The sequence below is a fragment of the Streptomyces sp. NPDC101132 genome (assembly GCF_044759225.1).
In the GTDB taxonomy this organism is placed as follows: domain Bacteria; phylum Actinomycetota; class Actinomycetes; order Streptomycetales; family Streptomycetaceae; genus Streptomyces.
This window is the reverse complement of the sequence record NZ_JBIVYX010000011.1, coordinates 1-22,148: the sequence shown is the minus strand read 5'-3', so window position 1 is coordinate 22,148 and position 22,148 is coordinate 1. Positions and strand designations below refer to the sequence as shown.

At 74.7% G+C, this 22,148-nt stretch carries 14 protein-coding genes, 1 tRNA gene, 2 pseudogenes and 1 riboswitch; of the genes and pseudogenes, 7 read left to right on the top strand and 10 right to left on the bottom strand.

The genetic code is table 11. The features are described 5' to 3' along the window. Positions 1–70: 70 nt before the first annotated feature. Positions 71–427 (bottom strand): DUF488 domain-containing protein, encoded by a 357-nt coding sequence (locus ACIQUR_RS24530; RefSeq protein ID WP_403667998.1) that lies wholly within the window; start codon positions 425–427, stop codon positions 71–73. Then, positions 424–1,017 (bottom strand): TetR/AcrR family transcriptional regulator, encoded by a 594-nt coding sequence (locus ACIQUR_RS24525; protein ID WP_403667995.1) that lies wholly within the window; start codon positions 1,015–1,017, stop codon positions 424–426. Before ACIQUR_RS24525 ends, ACIQUR_RS24530 begins: the two co-directional genes overlap by 4 nt. Before the next feature lie 60 nt (positions 1,018–1,077). On the opposite strand from ACIQUR_RS24525, the gene ACIQUR_RS24520 reads away from it, so the two are divergent. Continuing rightward, positions 1,078–1,566 (top strand): FBP domain-containing protein, encoded by a 489-nt coding sequence (locus tag ACIQUR_RS24520; RefSeq protein WP_403667992.1) that lies wholly within the window; start codon positions 1,078–1,080, stop codon positions 1,564–1,566. Between the two features lie 90 nt (positions 1,567–1,656). On the opposite strand, the gene ACIQUR_RS24515 is transcribed toward ACIQUR_RS24520, so the two are convergent. After that, a tRNA-Met gene (locus ACIQUR_RS24515) sits at positions 1,657–1,730 on the bottom strand. Positions 1,731–1,986: 256 nt separating this feature from the next. On the opposite strand from ACIQUR_RS24515, the gene ACIQUR_RS24510 reads away from it, so the two are divergent. Then, a complete protein-coding gene (locus ACIQUR_RS24510) occupies positions 1,987–3,180 on the top strand; it encodes a PP2C family protein-serine/threonine phosphatase (protein WP_403668544.1) in 1,194 nt (397 codons plus the stop codon). 276 nt (positions 3,181–3,456) lie between these two features. Next, a riboswitch (cyclic di-AMP (ydaO/yuaA leader) is annotated at positions 3,457–3,590 on the top strand. Positions 3,591–3,599: 9 nt separating this feature from the next. Then, positions 3,600–4,607 (top strand): peptidoglycan DD-metalloendopeptidase family protein, encoded by a 1,008-nt coding sequence (locus tag ACIQUR_RS24505; RefSeq protein ID WP_403667989.1) that lies wholly within the window; start codon positions 3,600–3,602, stop codon positions 4,605–4,607. 127 nt (positions 4,608–4,734) lie between these two features. Here the strand turns inward: ACIQUR_RS24505 and ACIQUR_RS24500 are convergent. From ACIQUR_RS24500 to ACIQUR_RS24485, 4 genes and pseudogenes are all read right to left on the bottom strand, one after another. Then, positions 4,735–5,544: pseudogene (locus tag ACIQUR_RS24500) on the bottom strand (PrsW family intramembrane metalloprotease); the annotation flags it as partial. A 43-nt stretch (positions 5,545–5,587) separates the two neighbouring features. Further along, positions 5,588–6,364 carry a tRNA (guanosine(46)-N7)-methyltransferase TrmB gene (trmB, locus tag ACIQUR_RS24495; RefSeq protein WP_399944552.1) on the bottom strand — a complete coding sequence of 259 codons (777 nt, stop codon included), beginning with the start codon at positions 6,362–6,364 and terminating at the stop codon, positions 5,588–5,590. A 43-nt stretch (positions 6,365–6,407) separates the two neighbouring features. Then, positions 6,408–7,604 (bottom strand): L-2-hydroxyglutarate oxidase, encoded by a 1,197-nt coding sequence (gene lhgO / locus ACIQUR_RS24490; protein ID WP_403667986.1) that lies wholly within the window; start codon positions 7,602–7,604, stop codon positions 6,408–6,410. A gap of 44 nt (positions 7,605–7,648) precedes the next feature. Beyond that, positions 7,649–9,367 (bottom strand): sporulation protein, encoded by a 1,719-nt coding sequence (locus ACIQUR_RS24485; protein ID WP_403667983.1) that lies wholly within the window; start codon positions 9,365–9,367, stop codon positions 7,649–7,651. Positions 9,368–9,934: 567 nt separating this feature from the next. Here ACIQUR_RS24485 and ACIQUR_RS24480 point away from each other — a divergent pair. Further along, positions 9,935–12,079 carry an asparagine synthase-related protein gene (locus tag ACIQUR_RS24480; protein WP_403667980.1) on the top strand — a complete coding sequence of 715 codons (2,145 nt, stop codon included), beginning with the start codon at positions 9,935–9,937 and terminating at the stop codon, positions 12,077–12,079. Positions 12,080–12,517: 438 nt separating this feature from the next. Here ACIQUR_RS24480 and ACIQUR_RS24475 read toward each other — a convergent pair whose 3' ends face one another. Beyond that, complete coding sequence (locus tag ACIQUR_RS24475) at positions 12,518–14,509, bottom strand: sigma-70 family RNA polymerase sigma factor (protein ID WP_403667977.1); 1,992 nt, start codon at positions 14,507–14,509, stop codon at positions 12,518–12,520. A 378-nt stretch (positions 14,510–14,887) separates the two neighbouring features. Further along, the gene (locus tag ACIQUR_RS24470) at positions 14,888–15,691 is read right to left on the bottom strand and encodes a TetR/AcrR family transcriptional regulator (RefSeq protein ID WP_403667975.1); all 804 of its coding nucleotides are present in this window, start codon (positions 15,689–15,691) and stop codon (positions 14,888–14,890) included. Between the two features lie 338 nt (positions 15,692–16,029). Between ACIQUR_RS24470 and ACIQUR_RS24465 the strand changes: the two are divergent. Together ACIQUR_RS24465 and ACIQUR_RS24460 are read left to right on the top strand one after the other, a co-directional pair. Beyond that, a pseudogene (locus tag ACIQUR_RS24465) lies at positions 16,030–17,406 on the top strand (NAD(P)/FAD-dependent oxidoreductase); the annotation flags it as partial. A 509-nt stretch (positions 17,407–17,915) separates the two neighbouring features. Then, positions 17,916–19,733 carry a SpoIIE family protein phosphatase gene (locus ACIQUR_RS24460; RefSeq protein WP_403668542.1) on the top strand — a complete coding sequence of 606 codons (1,818 nt, stop codon included), beginning with the start codon at positions 17,916–17,918 and terminating at the stop codon, positions 19,731–19,733. Positions 19,734–19,872: 139 nt separating this feature from the next. Here the strand turns inward: ACIQUR_RS24460 and ACIQUR_RS24455 are convergent, their stop codons facing one another. Beyond that, a complete protein-coding gene (locus ACIQUR_RS24455; protein WP_403667972.1) occupies positions 19,873–21,147 on the bottom strand; it encodes an MFS transporter in 1,275 nt (424 codons plus the stop codon). 121 nt (positions 21,148–21,268) lie between these two features. On the opposite strand from ACIQUR_RS24455, the gene ACIQUR_RS24450 reads away from it, so the two are divergent. Beyond that, positions 21,269–21,811, top strand: coding sequence for a MarR family winged helix-turn-helix transcriptional regulator (locus ACIQUR_RS24450; RefSeq protein WP_403667969.1), 543 nt, complete (start codon positions 21,269–21,271; stop codon positions 21,809–21,811). Positions 21,812–22,148 lie beyond the last annotated feature (337 nt).

Genomic DNA, 22,148 nt, shown 5'->3' with positions numbered 1-22,148 from the left:
CCGCGGGACGCCGCGAAGCGCCCCGTCCGGGTTTCCCGGGCGGGGCGCTTCCGTGTGTTCATCCGTGTGTTCAGAGGTGGTCCAGCAGGACCGAAACGTGGCTGTGGGCCGGGTCCTTGACGGCGGTGAGGAGCGTCACCGGGCCGTCGGCGGCGAGGGCGCGCAGGCGGGCGAGGGCCTCCGCGGCCTCGGGGGCGGCGAGTTCGGCCGCGTACCGGGCGCGGAACTCGGTGTCGGTCAGGCCGCCCGCGTGGAACTCCTTGCGGAGTTCGCCGGACGGGGTGAGCTCCTTGGGCCACTCGTCCACCCGGGCGTCCGCCTTCGACACGCCGCGCGGCCACAGGCGGTCGACGAGGACGCGGGTGCCGTCCCCGTCGGTGGGCGGGTCGTAGACGCGGGCGACTCGGATCCCGCTGCTCCGGCTCATGGGGCCAGGGTGGGGGACGGGCCGGCCGGCGGCCAGTTCGCCAGCAGCGTGTCGAGGGCGTCGATCATCCGGGCCCAGGAGGCGTCCAGGTCGCGGGCCGCGTGGAAGGCGGCGGCGGCCTCCAGGGCGGCGAAGCCGTGGAAGGTGCTGCGGAGCAGCCGGACCGCGTCGGTCCGGTCGGGCTCGCCGAGCCCGTAGCCGCGGATCATCGCGTACGTGTACTCGACCATCCGCCCGTGCCCCGGCGAGGCGGCCAGCACCTCGGCGGACAGCTCCAGCTGGGTGGCGGCGTAGCGGCCGGGACGGCCGACGGCGTACGAGCGGTAGGCGTGGGCGAAGCCGGTGAGGGCGGCCTTCCCGGCGCGCCCGGCGACGGCCGCGCCGAGGAGGTCCGCGAACTCGGCCGCGCAGCGCACGGCGAGGCGGGTGCGCAGGTCCTGGAGGTTCCGCACGTGCGAGTACAGGCTCGCGTCCTTCACGCCGAAGCCGCGCGCGAGGGCGGAGACAGTGACGCCGCCCAGCCCCGCGGTGTCGGCCAGCTCGGCGGCGGCCTCGACGACGCGGTCGGCGGTCAGTCCTGCTCGGGGCATGTTCTCCCTAATCGAATTAATGGTTTGCCTAGAGGGTCTAGGAAGATTAGCGTGCCGGACATGAAGGCGCTCACCGAATCCGACATCCGCGGCTCGTTCATCAACTGCTCCAAGGGCGAGGCCCAGCGCCTGCCCATCCCCCGCGACCTGGCAGAACGCCCCTGGGACGACCTCGACTTCCTCGGCTGGCGGGACCTCTCCGCGCCCGACCGCAGCTACCTCGTCACCGAGCGGGCGGGCCGGCCGGTCGGCATCACGCTGCGCTTCCCCTCCGTGAAGCGCGGCTTCCTGCACCGCAGCATGTGCACCTTCTGCCTGACCACCCACCCCGGTTCCGGCGTCTCCCTGATGACCGCCCGCAAGTCCGGGCGCGAGGGCCGCGAGGGCAACTCCGTCGGCGTCTACATCTGCACGGACCTCGACTGCTCCCTCTACGTGCGGGGCAGGAAGCAGCCCGAGCCCGGCGGCCGCTTCGAGGAGACGCTGACCGTGGAGCAGCAGGTCGAGCGGATGAAGGGGAACCTGGACGCCTTCCTCGCCAAGCTCTGACGGGCGGCGGGGCGGCGGGCGCGGCGACGCGCGGGGCGCCCCTGCAACGACGAAGGCCCGGATCCAGAAGGATCCGGGCCTCGTGCTGAGTAGCGGGGACAGGATTTGAACCTGCGACCTCTGGGTTATGAGCCCAGCGAGCTACCGAGCTGCTCCACCCCGCGTCGGTGACTCCAGCTTACGCCATTCCGGGGGGTGCTCCGCGCCATTTGATTCCCGGGGGGCTTCCGGGGGGTTCCGGCGCCGGCCGCGGGCCGCCGGCGCGTCGGCCCGCGCGACGCCGGCGGACCGGGCGGCGACACCCGTTCGGCCCCGCCCGCTCGCCGTGCGGCCGCCCCGCCCGCAGCCTTGGGAGGCGGGGCGGCGGCGGCCCGTACCGCGGGCGCGAGCGGGGACCGGTCAGGGAGGGACGTGGTGGGGCTGGGGCAGCGAGGAGGATCCTCCCGGGGGGCCGGGAGAGCCGGCCGGGCCCGGAGCCGCACCGGTGACGGCAACGGCAGACGCTTCGCGCGGACCTTCCTGCGCGTGCTCCCCGCACTCCTGATCGTCCTGGGTCTGGGCTTCGACGTCCTGACCCCGCCCAGCTTCACGGGCGCGCCCTTCTTCACCGCGGCACCTCTGATCGCCGCCCCGCTCTTCGCGTTCTCCACCACCCTGCTCACCGGCGCGACCGCCGCTCTGGCCGTGCTCATGCTCCAGCTCCGCAACGGCAGCTCCGGCAAGGTCGAGGCGGTCACCGAGCTGGTGACCGTCTTCACCGTCGCGGTCCTGGCGCTGCTGATCAACCGCGTGGTCCGGCGCAGCGGCGCGCAGCTCGCCTCCGCGCGCGGCGTGGCCGAGGTCGCCCAGCGCGCGGTGCTGCCCACCCCCGCCGGACGCATCGGCGGACTGCACGTCTCCGCCCGCTACGAGGCCGCCGACGCCGACGCGTTCATCGGCGGGGACCTGTACGCCGTCCAGGACACCCCGTACGGCGTCCGCCTCGCGGTCGGGGACGTACGCGGCAAGGGGCTCGGCGCGGTCGAGGCGGTGGCGGTGGTGCTCGGCGCCTTCCGCGAGGCGGCCGAACGCGAACCCACCCTGGAGGGTGTGGCCCGGCGGGTGGAGCGGGCCCTGGCCCGGGAGGGCACCCGGCGCGACAGCCTCGACTCCGTCGAGGGCTTCACCACCTGCGTACTGGCCGAGGTCTCCCCGGACGGCGGCACGCTCCGCGTGGTCAACCGGGGGCACCCCGAGCCGCTGCTGCTGCGCGCCGACGGGAAGCTGGAGGTGCTGGCCCCCGCGGAGGCCGCCCTGCCGCTGGGCATGGGCGAGCTGGGGGACGGGCGGTACCGGGCGGACGCGTGGCCCTTCCCCGCCGGCTCGACGCTGCTGCTCTACACCGACGGGCTCTCCGAGGCCCGGGACGCCGCGGGCGCCTTCTACGAGCCGGCCGAACGGCTGCGCGGACGGATCTTCCCCGGGCCGGAGGAACTGCTGGCCGGCCTGATCGCCGATGTGCGGCGGCACACCGGTGGCGGCGCCACGGACGACATGGCGCTGCTCGCGGTCGTCCGCCCGACGCCGGGTCAGGCCGTGCGCCGGAGGTCCGTCACCGCCGCACGGCGCCGCTGAGCGCGTCCGGCCGGACACGCAACGTAAGCGAAGCAGGTGGGGGCGTCGGTTGGTTGACGGCCCATCAGGGTACGGAAGTGGCCGGAGTGGCGATGTCTGCGCAGGCGTCTCGCCCGACTCTGTCGCTCGATGCGGCATTTGCCCTGGCCAACGCCGGTCACGGAATGGCTGGTTGATGTGAAGGATCAAGTAAGGGAGCTTGGAATCACTCCCTGTTGTCTATTACCGTTCGATAACGCAGCGCGGCTGTCCAGGCCGTCGCAAGTGACGGCACCGTGCGCGTGCGCGCCGAATCCCGTGAGGGAACCGGGGAACCACCAACTTGGGGTGAATCGGGTCGTTCTGACCCGTAGGAGACCTTCCTGCTCCGAACCCGTCAGCTAACCCGGTAGGCCAGAAGGAAGGAAAGGAGCGCCCCCGTGGCGTCCAGCAGGCCTGCCCCCGAAGCCCCCGGTTCCATCGAGACGGACTCGCCCTACCCGGGCGGAACCGGTGCCGGGGCCTGGGGCGAGTGGAACCCCACCGAGGACTCCGCCCGTCCGGCCGGCGGCCGCCACCGCGTCGCCAAGCAGCGCGGCGGACTCGCGCGCAGCTCCACGGTCCTCGGCGTCGGCATCATCGCCGCCGTCGGCGCCACCGGCATGGCCACCGCACAGGACAAGCCCCCGGTCGCGATATCCATACCCTCGCTGCTCCCCGACGACGAGGCGGACGCGGCGCGGGAGACCACCCCCATCGAGGCGCCCCTCACCAACGCGGGCGTCACCCCCGAGCAGGCCGCGGCCGGCACCGACGCCGGCGAGGCCCTGCGCAACCGCATCCTCCAGCAGGCGGAGTCCCAGGCGGACGCGGCCGTCGCCCAGGAGAAGGAGGCGGCCCAGCGCGCCGCCGAGCAGGCCGCCGCCGCGAAGGCGAAGGCCGAGCGGGAGGCGGCGGACAAGAAGGCCGCCGAAGCGCGCAAGGCCGCCGAGGCCGCGGCGAAGGCGGCCGCGGAGGCCAAGGCGGAGGCGGAGCGCCTGGCCAAGCTGGCCGGCCAGTACGCACTGCCCACCTCCTCGTACACGCTGACCTCGCACTACGGCGACTCCGGCTCGATGTGGTCCTCCGGCCACCACACCGGCCTGGACTTCGCCGCGCCGACGGGCACCCCCGTCAAGGCCGTGCACGGCGGAAAGATCATCTCGGCGGGCTGGTCCGGCGCGTACGGCTACCGCATCGTCCTCCGGCTGGAGGACGGCACGGAGGTCTGGTACTGCCACCTGTCCTCGATGTCCGTCACCTCGGGCACCGTCACCACCGGCGAGACCATCGGCCGCGTCGGCGCCACCGGCAACGTCACGGGCGCCCATCTCCACCTGGAGGTGCGGACCGGCGGAGCGACGGTGGACCCGCTGGCATGGCTGCGGGGCAAGGGCCTGACGGTCTGACGACGGCGGGGTACGGGGCCACGGCGCCGTCCGCCGGGTACGGGCCCACCGCGTCCACGGCGTACGGCCCCACCGCGTCCACCGCGTGCGCCGCGCCCCGCATCGCCGGTACGAACAGCGGGTCCCGGCGCCCCCGGGCCCGTACCCCGAGCCAGGCCAGCACCCCGAAGACCGGCACCATCACGGTCGCGTACACGACGTAGAAGCCGTACTCGCCGAACTCCGACGAGCTGTTCCACAGGGCGTGCGTCGCCATCGCCAGCGCCAGCCCGGCCAGGGGCAGCCCGACGCGCCGCCACCGCCCGGCCGCGAAGGCCGCCCAGCAGAAGCCGAGCCCGGTCCACACGGTGAACAGCGGGTGCGCGAACGGGGACATCACCACCCGTACGAAGAAGGTCGCGGCCGTCACCGAGTCCAGCAGCGAGGTGCCGCTGCCGAGGTCCTCGCCGAAGGCGTTGCCGAGGTAGAGGATGTTCTCGGTGAAGGCGAAGCCCGTGGCGGTGAACCCGGCCACCACGATCGCGTCGGTGATCCCGGTGAACCGCCGCCCGCGGAAGAGGAAGACCAGCAGCAGCGCGGCGGCCTTCGCGCACTCCTCCACCACCGGGGCGATGGCGATCGAGCCGAGCTGGTCGGCGTCGTGCGGGTCCAGGGTCGCGGCCGCTATCCACCGGGTCGCGAAGCTGTTGGCCACTATGGCGATGAGCGCCGCGGCGCACGCCCCCCAGGCGAAGACGAACAGGTGCTGCGGCCAGGGCCCCGGCTTCGTCCGGTCCAGCCAGTGGAACACCGCCATCAGCGGTGGCACCGGCAGGACGGCGAGGCCGAGGCCGACGAGGAAGCCCTGGGTGCCGGTCTGCTCACGTACGAGGGCGAGGATCAGCACTCCGGCGACCGCGAGCAGCCCGATGGACGCGCGAGACAGGACCCGGAACACGCCACGACAGTAGCGATCCGGACGCGTACCGGAGGGCTGGTTTTCAGTTCTCGGTGCGCCGGAACAGCAGGTCGTGTACGACGTGGCCCTTGTCCAGGCCCTGTCCCTCGAAGCGGGTGAGCGGCCGGAACTCCGGGCGCGGCGCGTACCCGCCGTCCGGCTGGGTGTTCTCGAAGTCCGGGTGCGCGCTGAGCACTTCGAGCATCTGCTCGGCGTACTCCTCCCAGTCCGTGGCGCAGTGCAGGATCGCGCCCGGCGCGAGGCGGGTGGCGGCGAGCGTGAGGAACTCGGGCTGGATCAGCCGGCGCTTGTGGTGGCGCTTCTTGGGCCACGGGTCCGGGAAGTACACGCGCATCCCGGCGAGGGCGGCCGGGGCCAGCATCTCGCGGAGCAGGATGATCGCGTCGCCGTTGGCGACCCGGATGTTGGTCAGGCCGTTGCGCTCGGCGAGGCCGAGCAGGTTGCCCTGGCCGGGGGTGTGCACGTCGACGGCGAGGATGCCGGTGCCGGGGTCGTCGGCGCCCATCTGCGCGGTCGCCTCGCCCATGCCGAAGCCGATCTCCAGGACCACCGGCAGGCCGTCGAACATCTTGTCGAGGTCGAGGACCTCGCGGCCGTCGATGTCGAGGCCCCAGGTGCCCCAGAGGCGGCGGAGCGCGTCCTCCTGGCTCGTGGTCACCCTGCTCCGGCGCGGCTGGAAGCTGCGGATGCGCCGCTCGTGGTGCGAGCCCGCCGGGTCGGGGGCGGGACCGTCCGGGAAGCGGGGCTGGTGGCGCCACACCGGAGGGGGCTTGGGCTGGGGGTTCAGGGACTCAGACACAGTGCCGCCAATTCTACGGCGGCCGGCCCGTCCGGCATCCCGGCTACGGCGCCAGTGCCGCCAGCGCCCGCCGGGCCACCTCCCGTCCGATCGGCAGCGAGGCCGTCGCGGCCGGCGAGGGGGCGTTGAGCACGTGGACCGTACGCGGCGCCTCGCGGATCAGGAAGTCGTCGACCAGCGTCCCGTCCCGCAGCACCGCCTGGGCCCGCACCCCCGCCGAGGCCGGGGTGAGGTCGTCCTCCGTGACCGCCGGCAGCAGCCGCCGGACCGCCTGCGTGAAGGCGCCCTTCGACAGGGAGCGGTGGATCTCCCCCGCGCCGTACCGCCAGTGGCGCGCGGCCACCCGCCACATCCCGGGCCAGGCCGCGGTGGACGCCATGTCCCGCGGGCGCACCGCCCCCCACGAGTACCCCTCGCGGGCCAGTGCCGGCACCGCGTTCGGCCCGACGTGGACGCCGCCCCCGATCCCCCGCGTCAGGTGCACCCCGAGGAACGGGAAGGCCGGGTCGGGCACGGGATAGACCAGTCCCCGCACCAGCGAGGGCCGCGTCAGGTCGTAGTACTCCCCCCGGAACGGGATGATCCGCACCGCCGGGTCGTCCCCGGCCAGCCGGGCCACCCGGTCGCACTGCAGGCCCGCGCAGTTCACCAGCGCCTTCGCCCGCACCACCGTGCCGTCGGCCGTGCGCACCGCCACGCCCGACGCGCGGCGCCCGATGAGGTCCACCGCCGAGCCGTACCGGATCTCCGCCCCCGAGGCCTGGGCGAGCCGCTCCGCCACGGCGCCGTAGTCGCAGATCCCGGTCGTGCCGACGTGGATGGCGGCCAGGCCGCGCACCTCGGGCTCGTGGTCCGCGATCTGCGCGGGCCCCAGCTCCCTGACCGGGATCGCGTTCTCCCGGCCGCGCTGGACCAGGGCGTGCAGCCGCGGCAGCTCCGAGCGGTCGGTCGCGACGATCAGCTTGCCCGTCACCTCGTGCGGGATGTCGTGCTCCGCGCAGAACTTGACCATCTCCGAGGCGCCCTGCACCGCGAACCGCGCCTTGAGCGACCCCGGGCGGTAGTAGATCCCGCTGTGGATCACCCCGCTGTTGCGGCCGGTCTGGTGACGGGCCGGGCCCGCCTCCTTCTCCAGCACCACGACCCGCGTCCCCGGCGCGAGCCGCGACAGGGCGTACGCGGTCGACAGCCCGACGATCCCACCGCCGACCACCACCACATCGCAGTGCACGCGCTCCATGCCACCTCCCACCCCGATACTGCACCCCCCGACTGACATCCGGGTCACACGGGCGCCACCAGCAGCGGTCGCGCCCGCTCCCTGAGCTCCGCCACGCGCGGCTCGTCGCCGTACGGCTCCAGCCGGTGCAGCAGGTCGCGCACGTACTCCGTGGTGCGGGCGGAGGAGATCCGCCCGGCGACCTCGACGGCCCGGGTGCCCTGGGCGCAGGCCGCGTCCAGGTTGCCGGACTCCAGCTCGGCGACGGCGCTCACGACCAGGCGTAAGCCGTGCGAGCGGACGTACTCCTCGGTGGGCCGGGACAGGGCCTGCTCGGTGAACCGGCGGACCTGACGCGGCAGTTTGAGGTCGCGGTAGCATTCCGCCGCATCCGCCGCGAAGCGGTCGTACGAGTAGAAACCCAGCCAGGACGGGTCGGCGTCGCCCTCCCGCGCCCGCTCCAGCCAGCCCTCGGCGGCCCGCAGCGCGGCGCCCGCGGCCGCCGAGTCGCCGGCCTTGGCGTGGGCCCGCGCCTCGACCAGCCGGAAGAAGCTCATCGTGCGGGAGGTCGCCAGGCCGCGGTTGCGCTCGATGGCCGCCTGGGCGAGGTCCACGCCCTCGTCGGCGAAGTCGCGGTAGGTGGCCTGGAGGGACATCGAGGCCAGCACGTACCCGCCCAGGGGGACGTCGGCCGCCGCCCGGGCGAGCCGGAGCGCCTGGATGTAGTACCGCTGGGCGGCCTCCTGCTGGCCGGTGTCGAAGGCCATCCACCCGGCCAGCCGGGTGAGTTCGGCGGTCGCGCCGAAGAGCGCGCGGCCGACCTCGTCGGAGTACGAGCCGAGCAGCAGCGGCGCCGCGTCGACGCGCAGGCACTCCGGCACCATCGAGGAGCGCCAGTCGCCCCCGCCGTACTTGGAGTCCCAGCGCCGGGCGTCCTCGGCGGCCTCGCGGAGCTTGGCCACGTCGCTGTGGCCGACGCGCTGCGGCGAGGCGTCGAGCGCGGGGCCGGTGGGCGCCGGACCGGTGGGCGCGGTGCGTTCCGTCCGCTCGGTCCGGCCCTCGGTACGGTCGCCCCGCGTCGGTGCGCCGGCTCCCGCGGGGGTGCCGGGCCCCGACCCGGCCGCGGGCGGACCGGAGGTCCCGGCGGCGGTGAAACCGGCGGCGCCGAACCCGGCCTTGGCGGTCCCGGACGCCGTGCCGCCGGACGACGTGGTCCCGGACGCCGTGCCGCCGGACGACGCGGTCCCGGACGCCCCCGGCGCCGCGGCGGTGCCCGTGCCCCCCGGTGCGCTCCCGGCCGCCCCCGGCGCCTCCCTGGCCACCGAGCTGTCCGCGGGCGTTATCAGCCACCGCGAGGCGGGCATCGCGTACGCCGACACGGCGAACGACCCCGCCAGCGACTGCCAGATCCCGCCACCGCCCCGGCGGCCCGCGAGGTCCAGCCGGTACAGGTCCGTGGCCGACCGCACCGCGGCCGCCACGTCCCGCGGGAAGGCCAGGCCGACCTCGGGCGCCGGGTCGGCGTCCGCCAGCCCGATCTCGTGCAGCGGCACCGGCCGGCCCAGCTTCGCGCCGATCGCGGCCGCGATCAGATGGGGCGCGGCGCCCTGCGGCACCATGCCCTTGGAGACCCACCGGGCCACCGAGGTCTTGTCGTAACGAAGCGTCAGGCCGCGCTGCGCGCCCAGGTCGTTGACCCGTCGCGCCAGTCCGGCGTTGCTGATACCCGCGAGGGCGAGGACGGTGCCGAGCTTCTCGTTCGGCTCGCGGAGCTCCCTGGACATGCGCCACCCCTCACGCAGACGGCCGCCGGGGCATAGGCACCCGGCATTCGTAAACCCAGCGTAGTTCGCCGCATCCCAAGCGTTAAGGGCCCGAGTTCCACATGGCGGGATTGTTGTCCGTACCTTCGGCGTTGGCCGGGGCGCGTCCGTCCCGCGCTCCGGTCTCCCGTGCTCCGCCCGTGTGGCCGTGCGCCCGTGCGTGCGCTCTGCCCCGGCTCCTGACCGGACGTTTCCATGTGGGGTGCGTGGGTCGGCCCGCTGCGTGGAACCGGTGGGCCGGGGGACACCGCCGCCTCAATCCCCGCGGGTGGCGGACCGGTCCGGGAGGCGGACCGCGCCTCCCGGGCCGCGCCCCGCCGTCACGCGGGCACCGCCCGTACCGTCCGGCACGGAAACGGCGCGGAAAAGAATGGCTGAATCCGACCTATGGAACGGTTGGAACGGAACGCCAAATACCGCATGACCGGGGCGTGTTCGTTTGCATGTGCGCCCCCCATGACACCTCTCGCGCGCCCTTCTCGTGGCAGCATGGACCCGAACTTGTCCACAGTCTGTGGAGGCGGGTCGATGCGGTGGTTGGTGGGCTGGAGCAGTATCGCCGCAAGCTTCGGCACGGCCGGGCGCCTGGCCGACACCGTGCGCGGCGGCCTGGCCGACTCCGATGACGCCCCCGAGGACGCCGCCCGCACCCTCCACCCCGTCGGCGCCCAGCTCCTGTGGGGCGATCCCGACCCCCTCTGGGCGGTGGGCGACTGGCGCCCCGACGAGATCCGCACCGTCGTCGCCGACCCGGCCGACCCCTTCACCCGCCTCGCCGTCCTCGGCTGCTGCGGCGCCACCGACGAGGAGCTCCGCCGGGGCCTGTACGCCGCCCGCGGCGGCGCCCTGCGCCACCTGACGGCCTGGCCCGGCAGCTACACCGCCGTCGTGCAGGCCGGCCGCCGGATCACGGTGGTCGGCGACCTCGCCGGGGCGCGGCCCGTCTTCTACACGCCCTGGGCCAACGGCACCGCCTTCGCCACCGCCGCCCTCCCGCTGGCCGACCTCATCGAGGCCCAGCTCGACATCGGGCACCTGGCGGCCCTGCTGGCCTGCCCCGACAGCCCCGAGGCGCTGGGCGACGGGACCCCGTACGTCGGCGTGCGGCGGATCCCGCCCGGCCACGCGCTGATCCTGCGGGAGGGCTCGCGGGAGATCACGGGGTACGAGCCGGTCGCCTCCCTCGCCGTCGCCGCGCCCCAGGCCGACCCGGACCGGGCGGTCGAGGGCGTACGGGAGGCGCTCGTCGAAGCCGTGCGCGCCAGGCTCACCGCCCCGAGGCACGCCCCGGACACCCTTCCGTACGATCCCGGGCCCGTCCCGGGCATGGGGCCGGCCGAGCGGCGGGCGGCCCGCGGCGCCCCCGCGCCCGGCATCGGCGCCGACCTCTCCGGCGGCAGCGCCTCCGCGACCCTGGCGCTGCTGGCCGCCGGCCTGCCCGGGGTGCCCGGCACCGTGCTCGGCCACGGCACGGGTGCGGGCGAGCGGCTGCTGGCCGTCACCTTCAACGACCTGGCCACGCCCCAGGGCCACGAGGCCGAGCTGGAGCGGGCCCGCGCCATCGCCACCAACCCGCGCCTGCACCACGTCGTGGTCGCGGCGGCCGAGGAGGCCCTCCCGTACGCGGAGCTGGACGGACCCCTCACCGACGAACCGGGACCCTCCCTGGTCAGCGCCGCCCGGCACCGCCGCCGGCTCGCCGCCGGCAGCGCGGACCACCTCGTCGGCCACGGCGCCCGGCAGGTCCTGGACGCCCACCCGGCCCGGCTGGCGGACCTGCTGCTGGACCGGCAGCGGCGGCACCTGGTCAGGCCGGTGGCCGCGCTGGCCCGTACGGAGCGGCAGTCCCTCGCGGTGCCGCTGACGGTCTACCTGGCGGCCCGGCGGCTCTCGCGTACGACGTACATGTCCGGGATCCGCGACGCCGCCTCCCGGCTGCGCGGGCACAGCTTCGACGACCCGGGCGGCGTGGTCGCCTCCTCGCTGGCCGCGCTGACCTGGTCCCGGCCGGGCCCGGCGGCGCGCTGGCTCACCGGTGAGGCGCTGGCGGAGGTGTCGATCCGGCTGGAGGCCGCGGCCGGCCGCCCGCCGCTGTCGCTGCGGCCGGGGGAGGCCAGGGCGCGTGCGGCGCTGGCCCGGCACGCGGCCGACCACCGGGTCTTCGAGCAGGCGGTGGAGGTGCGCAGCCAGCGGCTGCACGCCCCGTTCCTGGACAACCAGGTGGTACGGGCCGCCCGTGCCCTCCCCGAGGCGCTGCGGGTCCAGCCGGGTGCCCGGGCCTCGGTCCTGCGGGCGGTGCTGGCGGGCACGGGCGTGCGGGAACTGCCCCCGGGCTGGGGCGCGGTGGCCGGCGACAACCCGGCGGCCCGGGCCGGCCTGCGGTGGGCCCTGGACGAGCTGCTGGACCTCTTCTCGGCACCGCTGCTGGCGGACGCCGGGCTGGTGGAGGCGCGGGTGGTCCAGCGGGCGCTGGTCGAGGCGGCGGACGGGGCGCCGGTGCCGCTGGACGGGCTGGCGGACCTGGTCTCGACGGAGCTGTGGCTCCGTCGCCTCCTGGCGCGGCGGGGCACGTGCTGGACCGGTACGTCCACGCCGCGCCGCCGAGCGGTCCCGACCGGCGTCCCCACCCGCCCGGCCCTCCCCGACCCCGCGGGCCTCCCCCACCCCCGGTAACCCCCCACCCGCCCCCACCAACCGCCGCCCCCACCCCACCCCGGACGCGGCCCACGGCCCCGTGCGGCCCACGGCCCCGTGCGGCCCACGGCCCCGTGCGGCCTACGGCCCCTGTGCTGGCCCCAGCCTTCGTGAGGGCCCCAGCCTTCGTGCGGGCCACGGTCCCCGTGCGGGCCACAGCCTTCGTGCGGCCTACGGCCCCGTGCGGCCTACGGCCCCTGTGCTGGCCGCAGGCTTCGTGCTGGCCGCAGGCTTCGTGCTGGCCGCAGGCTTCGTGCGGGCCGCGGGCCCGGGCGGGGGCCGGGGCGGAGCTCCGGTTTCGGGAAGGGGCGGGGTGGGGAAACGGCTCCGCGCAGCGGCAACGGCCCGCACCACCACCTACCCGCAGCAGGCCCGCCGCCGGCGCCCGCAGCGGAACCCCGACCGGTACCCCACGGCCTAGCGGCAGGTGATCGTGGCCCCCGCCCAGTCCGCCAGCATCAGGCGCCCGCGCCACTCCTCGCGCTCCACCACCAGCCGGAGGGACTCGCGCCCCCGCAGCGGGACCTCGACCGGTACCGCCGCGTCGCCCACGGCCATCGCGGGGGAGCGCCACAGGCGCGCACCGTCCGCCCAGACCGAGAACCGCAGCGTCCCCAGCCCCATCGACATGTCGTCCACCCCGACCCGCGCGGAGAAGGACGTACAGGGCCGGTTCAGATCGACGGTCACCGCCGACTTCGAGTGGACGGTGATGCCGTGGGCGTAGTCCCGGCCCCCGATCGCGAGGCCCCACCGCTGCCAGACCCAGCTGCTCCGCGCGGTCCGCAGCTCGGGACCGGAATGGTCCCCGAAGACCGACTGCCGCAGGGACACCAGCTCGTACGACCGCGGCGCGGCCTCCGGCGGCTTCGACGAGGGCCGGGGCGACGGCTTCGGCGACGGCTTCGCAGAGGGTTTCGGCGAAGGCTTCGGTGACGCCGGAGCCTTCGGCGGCTTCGGCGAGGGCGCCCGGGAGGGAGCTGCGGGGGCCGAGGGTCTGGGGGACGCCGGTGGCTCCGGCGAAGCGGGCGGCACCACCACCCGCATCCGCGGCGGCGCGGCGGACGGCTCCGGCGAGGGCGCGGCGGCCGGCGGCTCCGGTTCGTCCGGCACCACCGGCGCGGCCGCACGGGGCGCCGGCTTCGCACCGGCCTGGGGCTCCGAGTCGTCCCCGGCGAAGGCGAACACCACTCCCGCGGCGGTCGCGACGGCGAGCCCCGCGGCGATCGCGGCCTTGGCCGGCAGCCCGAGCCCCTCGGATGCGGCCCCGGCACCCACGCCGGACCCACCGGCCCCCGCACCACCACCGGCCGCACCGGCCCCACCCGAGGCACCCGCGACACCGGAAGCACCCACGGACCCGGCAGTACCGGCAGCGCCCGCCGCCCCCGCCCCCGCCGCCGAGCCTCCCGTGGCAGCGGCGGCCGCACCCGCGCCCGCGGCTCCCACCGCGCCGCCCGCGACCACGCCGGCCGCCTTGACCGCGTACCCGGCGGCGAACCACCCGATGACCGCGACCGGCAGCAGCGCCGGGATGCCGGCGTTGACGTCCTTCAGCTCACCGGCGGCCAGCCGGCACCGCGCGCACTCCTCGAGGTGTTTGCGCAGGCCCCTCTCCGCCCGCACCCGCAGCCCGCCGCGGGCGTACGCGCCGAGCCGGTCCGCGTACCTGGCGCAGTCGCCGCCCTCGGTCAGCGCGGCGCTCACATGGGCCTGGAGGTACGCCTGCTTGAGGCCTTCCCGGGCCCGGCTCGCCAGTACGGCCGTGGCGTTGGGCGTCAGCCCGAACAGCGGCGCGACCGCGCTGGGGGAGGCCTCCTCCACGGTGGTGTGCCACAGCACCGCCTGCCACCGCTCGGGCAGGCTCCGGAAGGCCCGCATGGCGAGCGACTGCTCGGCGTCGTGCATCGCGCGCACGTCGGCGCCCAGGTCCAGCGTGTCCCCGGGACCCCCGGTGCCCGGCGCGCCCTGCGCGGCCTGTTCGGCGAACAGCGCGAAGTCCTCGACCAGCTGCTCGCGCCTGGCGCTCTTCGTCCATCCGGCCGCCACCCGCCGCACGGTGGTCAGCAGGTAGGCGCGTACGGCCTGGTCGGGACCGGCCCCGCCGCGCACCGCCTGCAGGGTGCGCGCGAACACCTCGGCCGTCAGGTCGTCGGCGGTGTGCGCGTCCCGGCAGCAGGTGCGCGCGTACCGGCGCACCGCGTCCGCGTGCCGGCGGAACAGCTCTTCGTACGCGCCGTCGTCGCCGCCGCGCATCCGCGCGATCAAGTCTCCGTCGGACGGCGGGAGTTCCGCGGCCGTGGCGCCGCTGCCGCCGCCGCGCTGAGTGGGGACCTGGCGGGCGGGCAGCTCCTCGGCGCCCACCTCGCTGCCGCCGCCGAGTGACTCGTCCCGACCGTCAACACTCATCGCGGAAGCCCCCGAACGACACATTCCGACCCGTACACCGAGCCAGCGTGTCACACGGGGGCCTCCCTCAGGACCGTGATGCCCGCCATCCACCCGTCCGGGCACACTTCGGCGGAACGCCGCACCGGTCATCACTCGTTCGAGTGGGTACGCGTCCTACGGTCGGCCCGTCACCCACCCGGGCCGACCCGGTCGGAGAAGGGGCGGAACCCAGGACGCCGCCCCGCGCCGGACGAAGGCCGACCCGCGTCCTACGCGGGCGGATCCCCGTCCTACGCAGGCCCCGCCCCACGCGGGCGGATGCCCGTCCTACGCGGGCGGATCCCCGCCCCACGCGGGCGGACCCCCGCCCCACGCGGGCCGGGCCCCCGCCCACCCTCACTCCCCGCGCGAGCGCAGCCCCTCCAGCAGGATGTCCAGCAGTCGCGCGGACGCCGCGGCCTGCTGCGCCGGGTCGGGCAGCGCGGGCGCCGCCGTGGCGATCACCAGCAGCACGTCCGCCACCGTGACGTCGGTCCGCAGTTCGCCCGCGGCACGCGCCCGGTCGACCAGCCGCCCGACGACCTCCAGCAGCGCACCCGCACCCGCGTCGTCCGCCACGTCGTCGGCGGCACCCCGCGGCGCGACGACCCGCGCCTCGGCCGCACCGGCACCGCCGCCGACGCCGTCCAGCGCACCCCGCTGCTGCGGTACGCGCGCCTCGTCCGCGCCCTCACCGGTCTCCGCGCCCGCGCCGTCCTCGACGCGGACCCGCAGCACCTGGGGCGGCAGCAGCCGGCCCGCACCCGAGGCGACCGAGGTCCGCAGGAAGCGCGACAGCGCCTGCCACGGCTCCTCCTCCTGCCCCAGCGCGGTGCGCGCCTGCTCGGTCAGCCGGGCGGTCTCCTCCTCGGCGATCCGCCGCACCAGTACGTCCTTGCTCGGGAAACGGCGGTAGACGGTGCCCACGCCGACCCGGGCGCGCCGGGCCACGTCCTCCATCGGAGCGCCGTACCCCAGCTCCCCGAACACCTCGCGCGCGGCGCGCAGCACGTGTTCCAGGTTGCGCTGGGCGTCCACCCGCAGCGGCGTCGAGCGTCCTATCTGCGACGCGCCGCCCGGGCCCGTACCACCTGCGATCAGGCGTCCGGCACCCTCGGTCGAGACGGCCGTCGCAGACCCATGGAAATCGGAAATGTTCATATGTTTCCCCCGGTAATCATTCGTCTCCCCCCGGAGACTCCCCGCCTGTGCGCCGGGAGGGCCACGGTCATCTGAGCCCCGGCCGACACCCCGGCGAGTTACGAACATAGTTGAGCCAGAGTCAATTCAGAAGAGGGGGCTCCGCTCGGAGCGACGCCCGATCGGAGCATTCACCCCCACTTTTCCGTTTCCGACTCCTCCATTCTGCCTGTTCTCCCGCGCTGACCTGCGAACCTTCCCGCCGTACACCCCTTGTTCAGAGCCCGTCACGGGGATGACCTTCGGTCACACAATCTGCCGGGCCTGTGGACAAAGTCCCGGCCACGTTGCGTCATGGGATGGTGAAGGCTGCATACACCCGGGGAACCGGCCCCGGCACCCCGTCCCGAACGCGCGTCCTCGTCGTCGGCGGCGGCTATGTCGGCATGTACACGGCGCTGACCCTCCAGCGGAAGCTGAGAGACGACGAGGCGGAGATCACCGTCGTCACCCCAGAGCCGTACATGACGTATCAGCCCTTCCTCCCGGAAGCGGCCGCCGGCTCGATCTCCCCACGCCACGTCGTCGTGCCGCTGCGCCGGGTCCTCGACAAATGCCGGATCGTCATCGGCGAGGTCCAGCGCATCGACCACTCCAAGCGCACCGCCACCCTCACCACCCTCGCCACCGAGGACGAGGGCACGGGCGCGGTGGAGATGGAGTACGACGAACTCGTCCTGGCCCCGGGCTCGATCTCCCGTGCCCTCCCGGTCCCCGGCCTCGCCGACTACGGCATCGGCTTCAAGACCGTGGAGGAGGCCATCGGCCTGCGCAACCACGTCATCGAGCAGATGGACATCGCCTCCTCCACCCGCGACCCCGCCGTCCGCGACGCCGCGCTCACCTTCGTCTTCGTCGGCGGCGGGTACGCCGGCGTGGAGGCGCTCGGCGAGCTGGAGAACATGGCCCGCTACGCCACGCGCTACTACCACAACGTCAAACCCGAGGACATGCGCTGGGTGCTGGTCGAGGCCAGCGACCGGATCCTCCCCGAGGTCGGGCCCGAGATGGGCCGGTACACGATCCGCGAGCTCCGCCGCCGCAACATCGACCTCCGCCTGGAGACCCGCCTGGAGTCCTGCGTGGACCGCGTCGCCGTACTCAGCGACGGCGCGCGCTTCCCCACGCGTACGGTCGTCTGGACCGCGGGCGTCAAGCCGCACCCCGTACTCGCCGCCACCGACCTCCCGAGGAACGAGCGCGGCCGCCTCAAGTGCACCGCCCGGCTGACGGTCGACGGCGTCGAGAACGCCTGGGCCGCCGGCGACGCGGCCGCCGTGCCGGACGTCACCGCCGAGGAGCCGGGCCGCGAATGCGCCCCCAACGCCCAGCACGCCGTCCGCCAGGCCAAGGTCCTCGCCGAGAACCTCATCGCCTCGCTGCGCGGGCAGCCGCTCCAGGACTACGCCCACAAGTACGCGGGCTCCGTGGCCTCCCTCGGCCTGCACCAGGGCGTCGCCCACGTGTACGGGCGCAAGCTCAAGGGCTACCCGGCCTGGCTGATGCACCGCGTGTACCACCTCAGCCGCGTCCCCACCTTCAACCGCAAGATGCGGGTGCTCGCCGAATGGACGCTGGCCGGCCTCTTCACGAGGGAGATCGTCTCCCTCGGCTCGCTGGAGCACCCCCGCGCCGAGTTCGAGATCGCAGCCGGCGGACGCTCGCGCCCCGACCCGATGGACCTCACGGCCGACTCCTCCCCCGACGCGGGGCGGCCCGCGGCGGAACCCGGCGGGGAACCGGCCGGCGCCCCGGGGGCCGACCAGACCGGCAAGGCGGCCAAGGCGGCCGCGGCCCCGGCCGGCGACGCCACCGCGGCTCCCGCCCCGGACACCACACCGGCCCAGGAGCCCTCCCCGGCCCGGGACACCACCCCGGACCCAGCCCCCGACCCGACCCCGGGCCCAGCCCCCGACCCAGCCCCCGACCCAGCCCCGAAGTCCGCCCCGGACCCGGGACCATCGGCCCCGAAGAACGGGAACGACTGATCCGGACCGTCCGGTCGGCCACACTGGACGTGTGACCATAGGTGGGCTCACACCTGCACAGAGTGATCGACGCCCAGCGACGGCCGGCCACCCCCTGGGGGCACTCCCCCAGCCCCCGCCCGGGGCCACCCCTCCCGGCGGCGGCCGGGAGAGGCCGCAGACAGCGACCACATGCGACACCACGAGGCTTGAACGCAGTGAACTTCACGCGCTGGAGCGCCCGCTTTCCCGGCACGCAGCGGCGCGCCGCGGCACGGACCGAGCACGCGGCCGCCCAGGCCAAGCGCGGCGAAGGCTCCGTGCCCGCGGCCCGCGGCCGCACCCAGGACCCCACGGGTAAGGACCCGACCGCGGGCGAGGGCCCGGCACCCGGCCGCGACGCGCCGCCCGCAGACCTCACCGTCTGCGGCACGGCCGCCACCGCCGGCGCCCCGGGCACCGCGGGCACCGCGCTCCTCACCGTCCCCTCCCTCGACGAGCTGTCCGTCCGGGAGGTGCTCGGCCGCCTCCCCTCCCTCGTCGCGCTCGTCTACGGCCCCGACCACCGCACCGCGTACGTCAACGACGCGTACGCTGCCGGATTCGGCCCCCGCCCCCTCGGCGCCCCGGCCCGCGAGGCCCTCCCCGAGCTCGCCGAACTCGGCCTGCTCCCCCTCCTCGACCAGGTGCTGCGCAGCGGCAAGCCCCGTACGGTCAAGAACCGCAAGGCGCCCGACGGCACCTCGTACACCGTCACCTGCACCCCGGTCACCGGCATCGGCACCGAGCCCGGCACCACCTCGGAGGACGACCCCGAGGACCGGGGAGACCGGGGGGAGAGGGGCGCCGGCGTCCTGGTCCACCTCGCGGACGTCAGCGACCACGCCGAGGCCGTCGAGCGCCTGCGCGCCAGCGAGCGCCGCCAGCGCGAGGCCGCCGTCACCCTCCAGCGCTCCCTGCTCCCGCAGGAGCTCGAACAGCCCGACGACCTGCGCATCGCCGCCACCTACCAGCCCGGCGGCACCGAGGCGGCGGTCGGCGGCGACTGGTACGACGTCATCACCCTCGGCGCCGGCCGCACCGCCCTCGTCATCGGCGACGTCATGGGCCGCGGCGTACGCGCCGCCGCCGTCATGGGCCAGCTGCGCACCGCGGTCCGCGCGTACGCCCGCCTCGACCTGCCCCCGCACGAGGTGCTCCAGCTGCTCGACGGCCTCGCCGCCGAGATCGACGCCAGCCAGATCGCCACCTGCGTCTACGCCGTCCACGACCCGAACGAGGGACGGCTCGTCTACGCCTCGGCCGGCCACCTGCCGATCCTGGTCCGCGACGAGGACGGCACGGTGCGCCGCGCCGCCGACCACACCGGACCGCCCCTCGGCACCGGCGGCTGGCTCCACTCCTCCGGCACCATCGCGCTCGGCCCCGGTTCCACCGCCGTCCTCTATACGGACGGCCTGGTGGAGCGCAGGGGAGAGGACATCGACGAGGGCGTCGCCGCGCTGGAACGCGCCCTGTCCGGTGCCAAGGGCACCCCCCAGGTGATCTGCGACCGCCTGATGCGCGCCCTCGGTGTCGGCGCGGACCACGACGACGACGTGGCGGTCCTGGTCCTCCAGCACCCCACCCGCACCGGCCCGGACGCCGAGCTCTTCCACAACGCCGCCCTGGAACTCCTCGGCGGCGTGGAGGCGGCCCCGCGGGCCCGCGCCTTCGCCCAGGGCGTGCTCGCCTCCTGGCGCTTCCCGGTCGAGCTGTGCGACCTCGGGGTGCTGGCCGCGAGCGAGCTGGTCGCGAACTCCCTCCAGCACGGCACGCCGCCCATGCGGCTGCGCCTCCGCCGGACCGACCGCCGGCTGATCATCGAGGTCACCGACGGGGACGACCACCTGCCCCGGCGCCGCCGCGCCGAACCGGCCGACGAGGCCGGCCGCGGCATCTCGATCGTGGCGACCATCGCCTCCTCGTGGGGCTCGCGCCGCACACCCGGCGGGGGCAAGGCCGTCTGGTGCGAGTTCGCGCTGCCGGACGAGTGACACCCGTACGCCGCCCGGGCGGCCGGGAGCGGACACGAAGCGGGCCCCCGCACCGTCAGGGTGCGGGGGCCCGCGTACGTCATCGGTACCGATCCGCCTACGCGGAATCACGCAGGCGCCGGCGGCCCGGCGCGCCCGGTCAGGCGGCGACCGGCTCGGCGGCCGGGGTGTGGGAGGCCACCACCCGGCTCTGCACGGCCAGGGACGGGTTGTCCTGGACCGGCGTGAGCTGCCTACCCAGCCGCAGGGCGAGCCATGCGATGCCCAGCGAGACCAGGATGAAGATCCCGATATAGAGCATCGGCAGCCCGGCGCCCAGCGGCACGCCCAGCGGGCCCAGGGCCAGCGCCATCTGCTTCACCAGGGCGAAGGCGGAGTTGTACTGCCCCACGGACCCCTCCGGCGCCAGATCGGCCACCAGCGGGGCGACGGTCGGCGACAGCATCGCCTCGCCGATGCCGAAGAGGGCGTACGTCGTCACGAACGCGGCGGCGGCCATGGTGGCGCTGCCGTGCCCGAGCCCGGAGAAGCCCGCGATCACCCAGGCGGCGGTCCAGATCAGGCCGACCAGCGCGATGACCCGGCTCCGCCGGCGCTTCTCCACCAGCCGCAGCACGGCGAACTGCGCCACGACGATCGCGCCGGTGTTGGCGGCCAGGGCGAAGCCGAGGGTGGAGGGGGAGATGCCGGCGGCCTCGGTGCCGAAGGCGGCCAGGCCCGACTCGAACTGTCCGTAGCAGGCGAAGAAGAGGACAAAGCCCAGCACGCACAGCTGCACCATCGCCTTGTGGCGCAGCAGCCGCTGCCAGCCGCCCTTGGCGCCGTCGTCCTTCGGGACGGAGCCCTTCAGGGCGGGCGCGTGCGGCAGCCGGACGGTGGCGATGATCCCGGCCAGCACCAGGAACATCACGGCCTCGATGGAGAAGAGGAGGACGAAGCTGCCCGGGTGGTTCTCGTCCACGATCTGGCCGCCGAGCAGGCCGCCGATGCCCAGGCCCAGGTTCTGCATGAAGAACTGGAGGGCGAAGGCGCGGGTGCGGGTGGCCGTGGTGGAGCACCAGACGATCATGGTCGCCAGCGCGGGCTGCATCGCGGCCTGCCCGGCGCCGAGCGCCAGCGCGGACAGCAGGATCGGCACCACACCGGTGGACAGGCCGAGGGACAGGGCGCCCAGGGAGGCGACGACCGCGGAGCCGATGACCACCGGCGACGGACCGCGTCGGTCGATGGCGCGGCCGACGAAGGGGAGCGCCACGAGGGCGCCCAGGGCGAACGCGATGAACGCGCACGTGGCCCACATGGAGCCAAGACCTCGCACCTGCGCCACGTAGATGTAGAGGAACGGAACCGTGAAGCCGATGCCGAACGCCGTCAGTGCGTTGCCGGCCTGGATCCGCCGCATCGCAGCGCCCATCACCCTGGTCACTTTTCACCTGCCCTAGTTCTGTCGTGAAGACTTCAACTCTAAAGTTCGACGCTTAACTGTACACATCGAAGGAGTTAGACGCCAACGGGGGCGTGTCATACTTCGCGACATGGGTGACACCCCCGACACAACGGGCCTCAACGGGATCGGCGAGCCGACCCTCGACGAGCAGATCGCCGTGTACCAGCGCGAGTTCCAGGACCTCGACCCCCAGGTCGAGAAGGTCGTCTCGGCACTCCAGCGCGTGAACCGCCGGATGAACGTCGCGTACGGGCGCCAGACCGCCGCCCTGGGCATCAGCAACGCGGAGTGGGAGGTCCTCAAGGCCCTCGTCCTCTCCGGCGCGCCCTACCGGATGGGCCCGAGCGAGCTCGCCAAGCAGCTGGGCCTCACGCCGGCTGCGATGACCCACCGGATCGACCGGATGACGGCGGAGGGTCTGGTGACGCGGGAGCGCGACGAGACCAACCGCGTACGCGTGATCGTCGAGCTGACCGACGAGGGCCGCAGCAAGTGGCTCGACGCGATGCGCATGGCGACGGTCTTCGAGGAGGAGCTCCTCCAGGACCTCTCCACGGCGGAGCGGGGCGTCCTCGGCGACATGCTGACCCGCCTGCTCGCCCGTGTGGAGGAGACCCAGGCCCGGGGCTGATCCCGGGAGGACCCGGGGTTGACACGACCCCCACGGGTCCGTAAGGTTCTTCGAGTTGTCACGGGGCCGGAACGGTTCTGCGACAACGGATCCCGCCGCCACGTTGCGGCAACCCAACTCAGCACGATCTCCCACCGGGAGTGAATTCGGCATGCCCGAATTACTTTCGAAGACTCGATTTCGAGTCGCCCGGGAAATCCGCTAGAGTTCGGGAGCCGGAAGGGCCCAACAGCCCGGAAGGTGAAACCCGCTGACTGGGAGTCAGGCCCGAAAGAGTCTGATAGAGTCGGAAACGCCGAAAGGGAAAAGCGCCGGAAACGCCGCTGGAACCGGAAAG

Coding starts and splice junctions, on each gene's coding strand:
- ACIQUR_RS24530 (WP_403667998.1), bottom strand. CDS start 427: ATGAGCCGGAGCAGCGGGATCCGAGTCGCCCGCGTCTACGACCCGCCC.
- ACIQUR_RS24525 (WP_403667995.1), bottom strand. CDS start 1,017: ATGCCCCGAGCAGGACTGACCGCCGACCGCGTCGTCGAGGCCGCCGCC.
- ACIQUR_RS24520 (WP_403667992.1), top strand. CDS start 1,078: ATGAAGGCGCTCACCGAATCCGACATCCGCGGCTCGTTCATCAACTGC.
- lhgO (WP_403667986.1), bottom strand. CDS start 7,604: ATGGAGCGCGTGCACTGCGATGTGGTGGTGGTCGGCGGTGGGATCGTC.
- ACIQUR_RS24485 (WP_403667983.1), bottom strand. CDS start 9,367: ATGTCCAGGGAGCTCCGCGAGCCGAACGAGAAGCTCGGCACCGTCCTC.
- ACIQUR_RS24480 (WP_403667980.1), top strand. CDS start 9,935: ATGCGGTGGTTGGTGGGCTGGAGCAGTATCGCCGCAAGCTTCGGCACG.
- ACIQUR_RS24475 (WP_403667977.1), bottom strand. CDS start 14,509: ATGAGTGTTGACGGTCGGGACGAGTCACTCGGCGGCGGCAGCGAGGTG.
- ACIQUR_RS24470 (WP_403667975.1), bottom strand. CDS start 15,691: ATGAACATTTCCGATTTCCATGGGTCTGCGACGGCCGTCTCGACCGAG.
- ACIQUR_RS24455 (WP_403667972.1), bottom strand. CDS start 21,147: ATGGGCGCTGCGATGCGGCGGATCCAGGCCGGCAACGCACTGACGGCG.
- ACIQUR_RS24450 (WP_403667969.1), top strand. CDS start 21,269: ATGGGTGACACCCCCGACACAACGGGCCTCAACGGGATCGGCGAGCCG.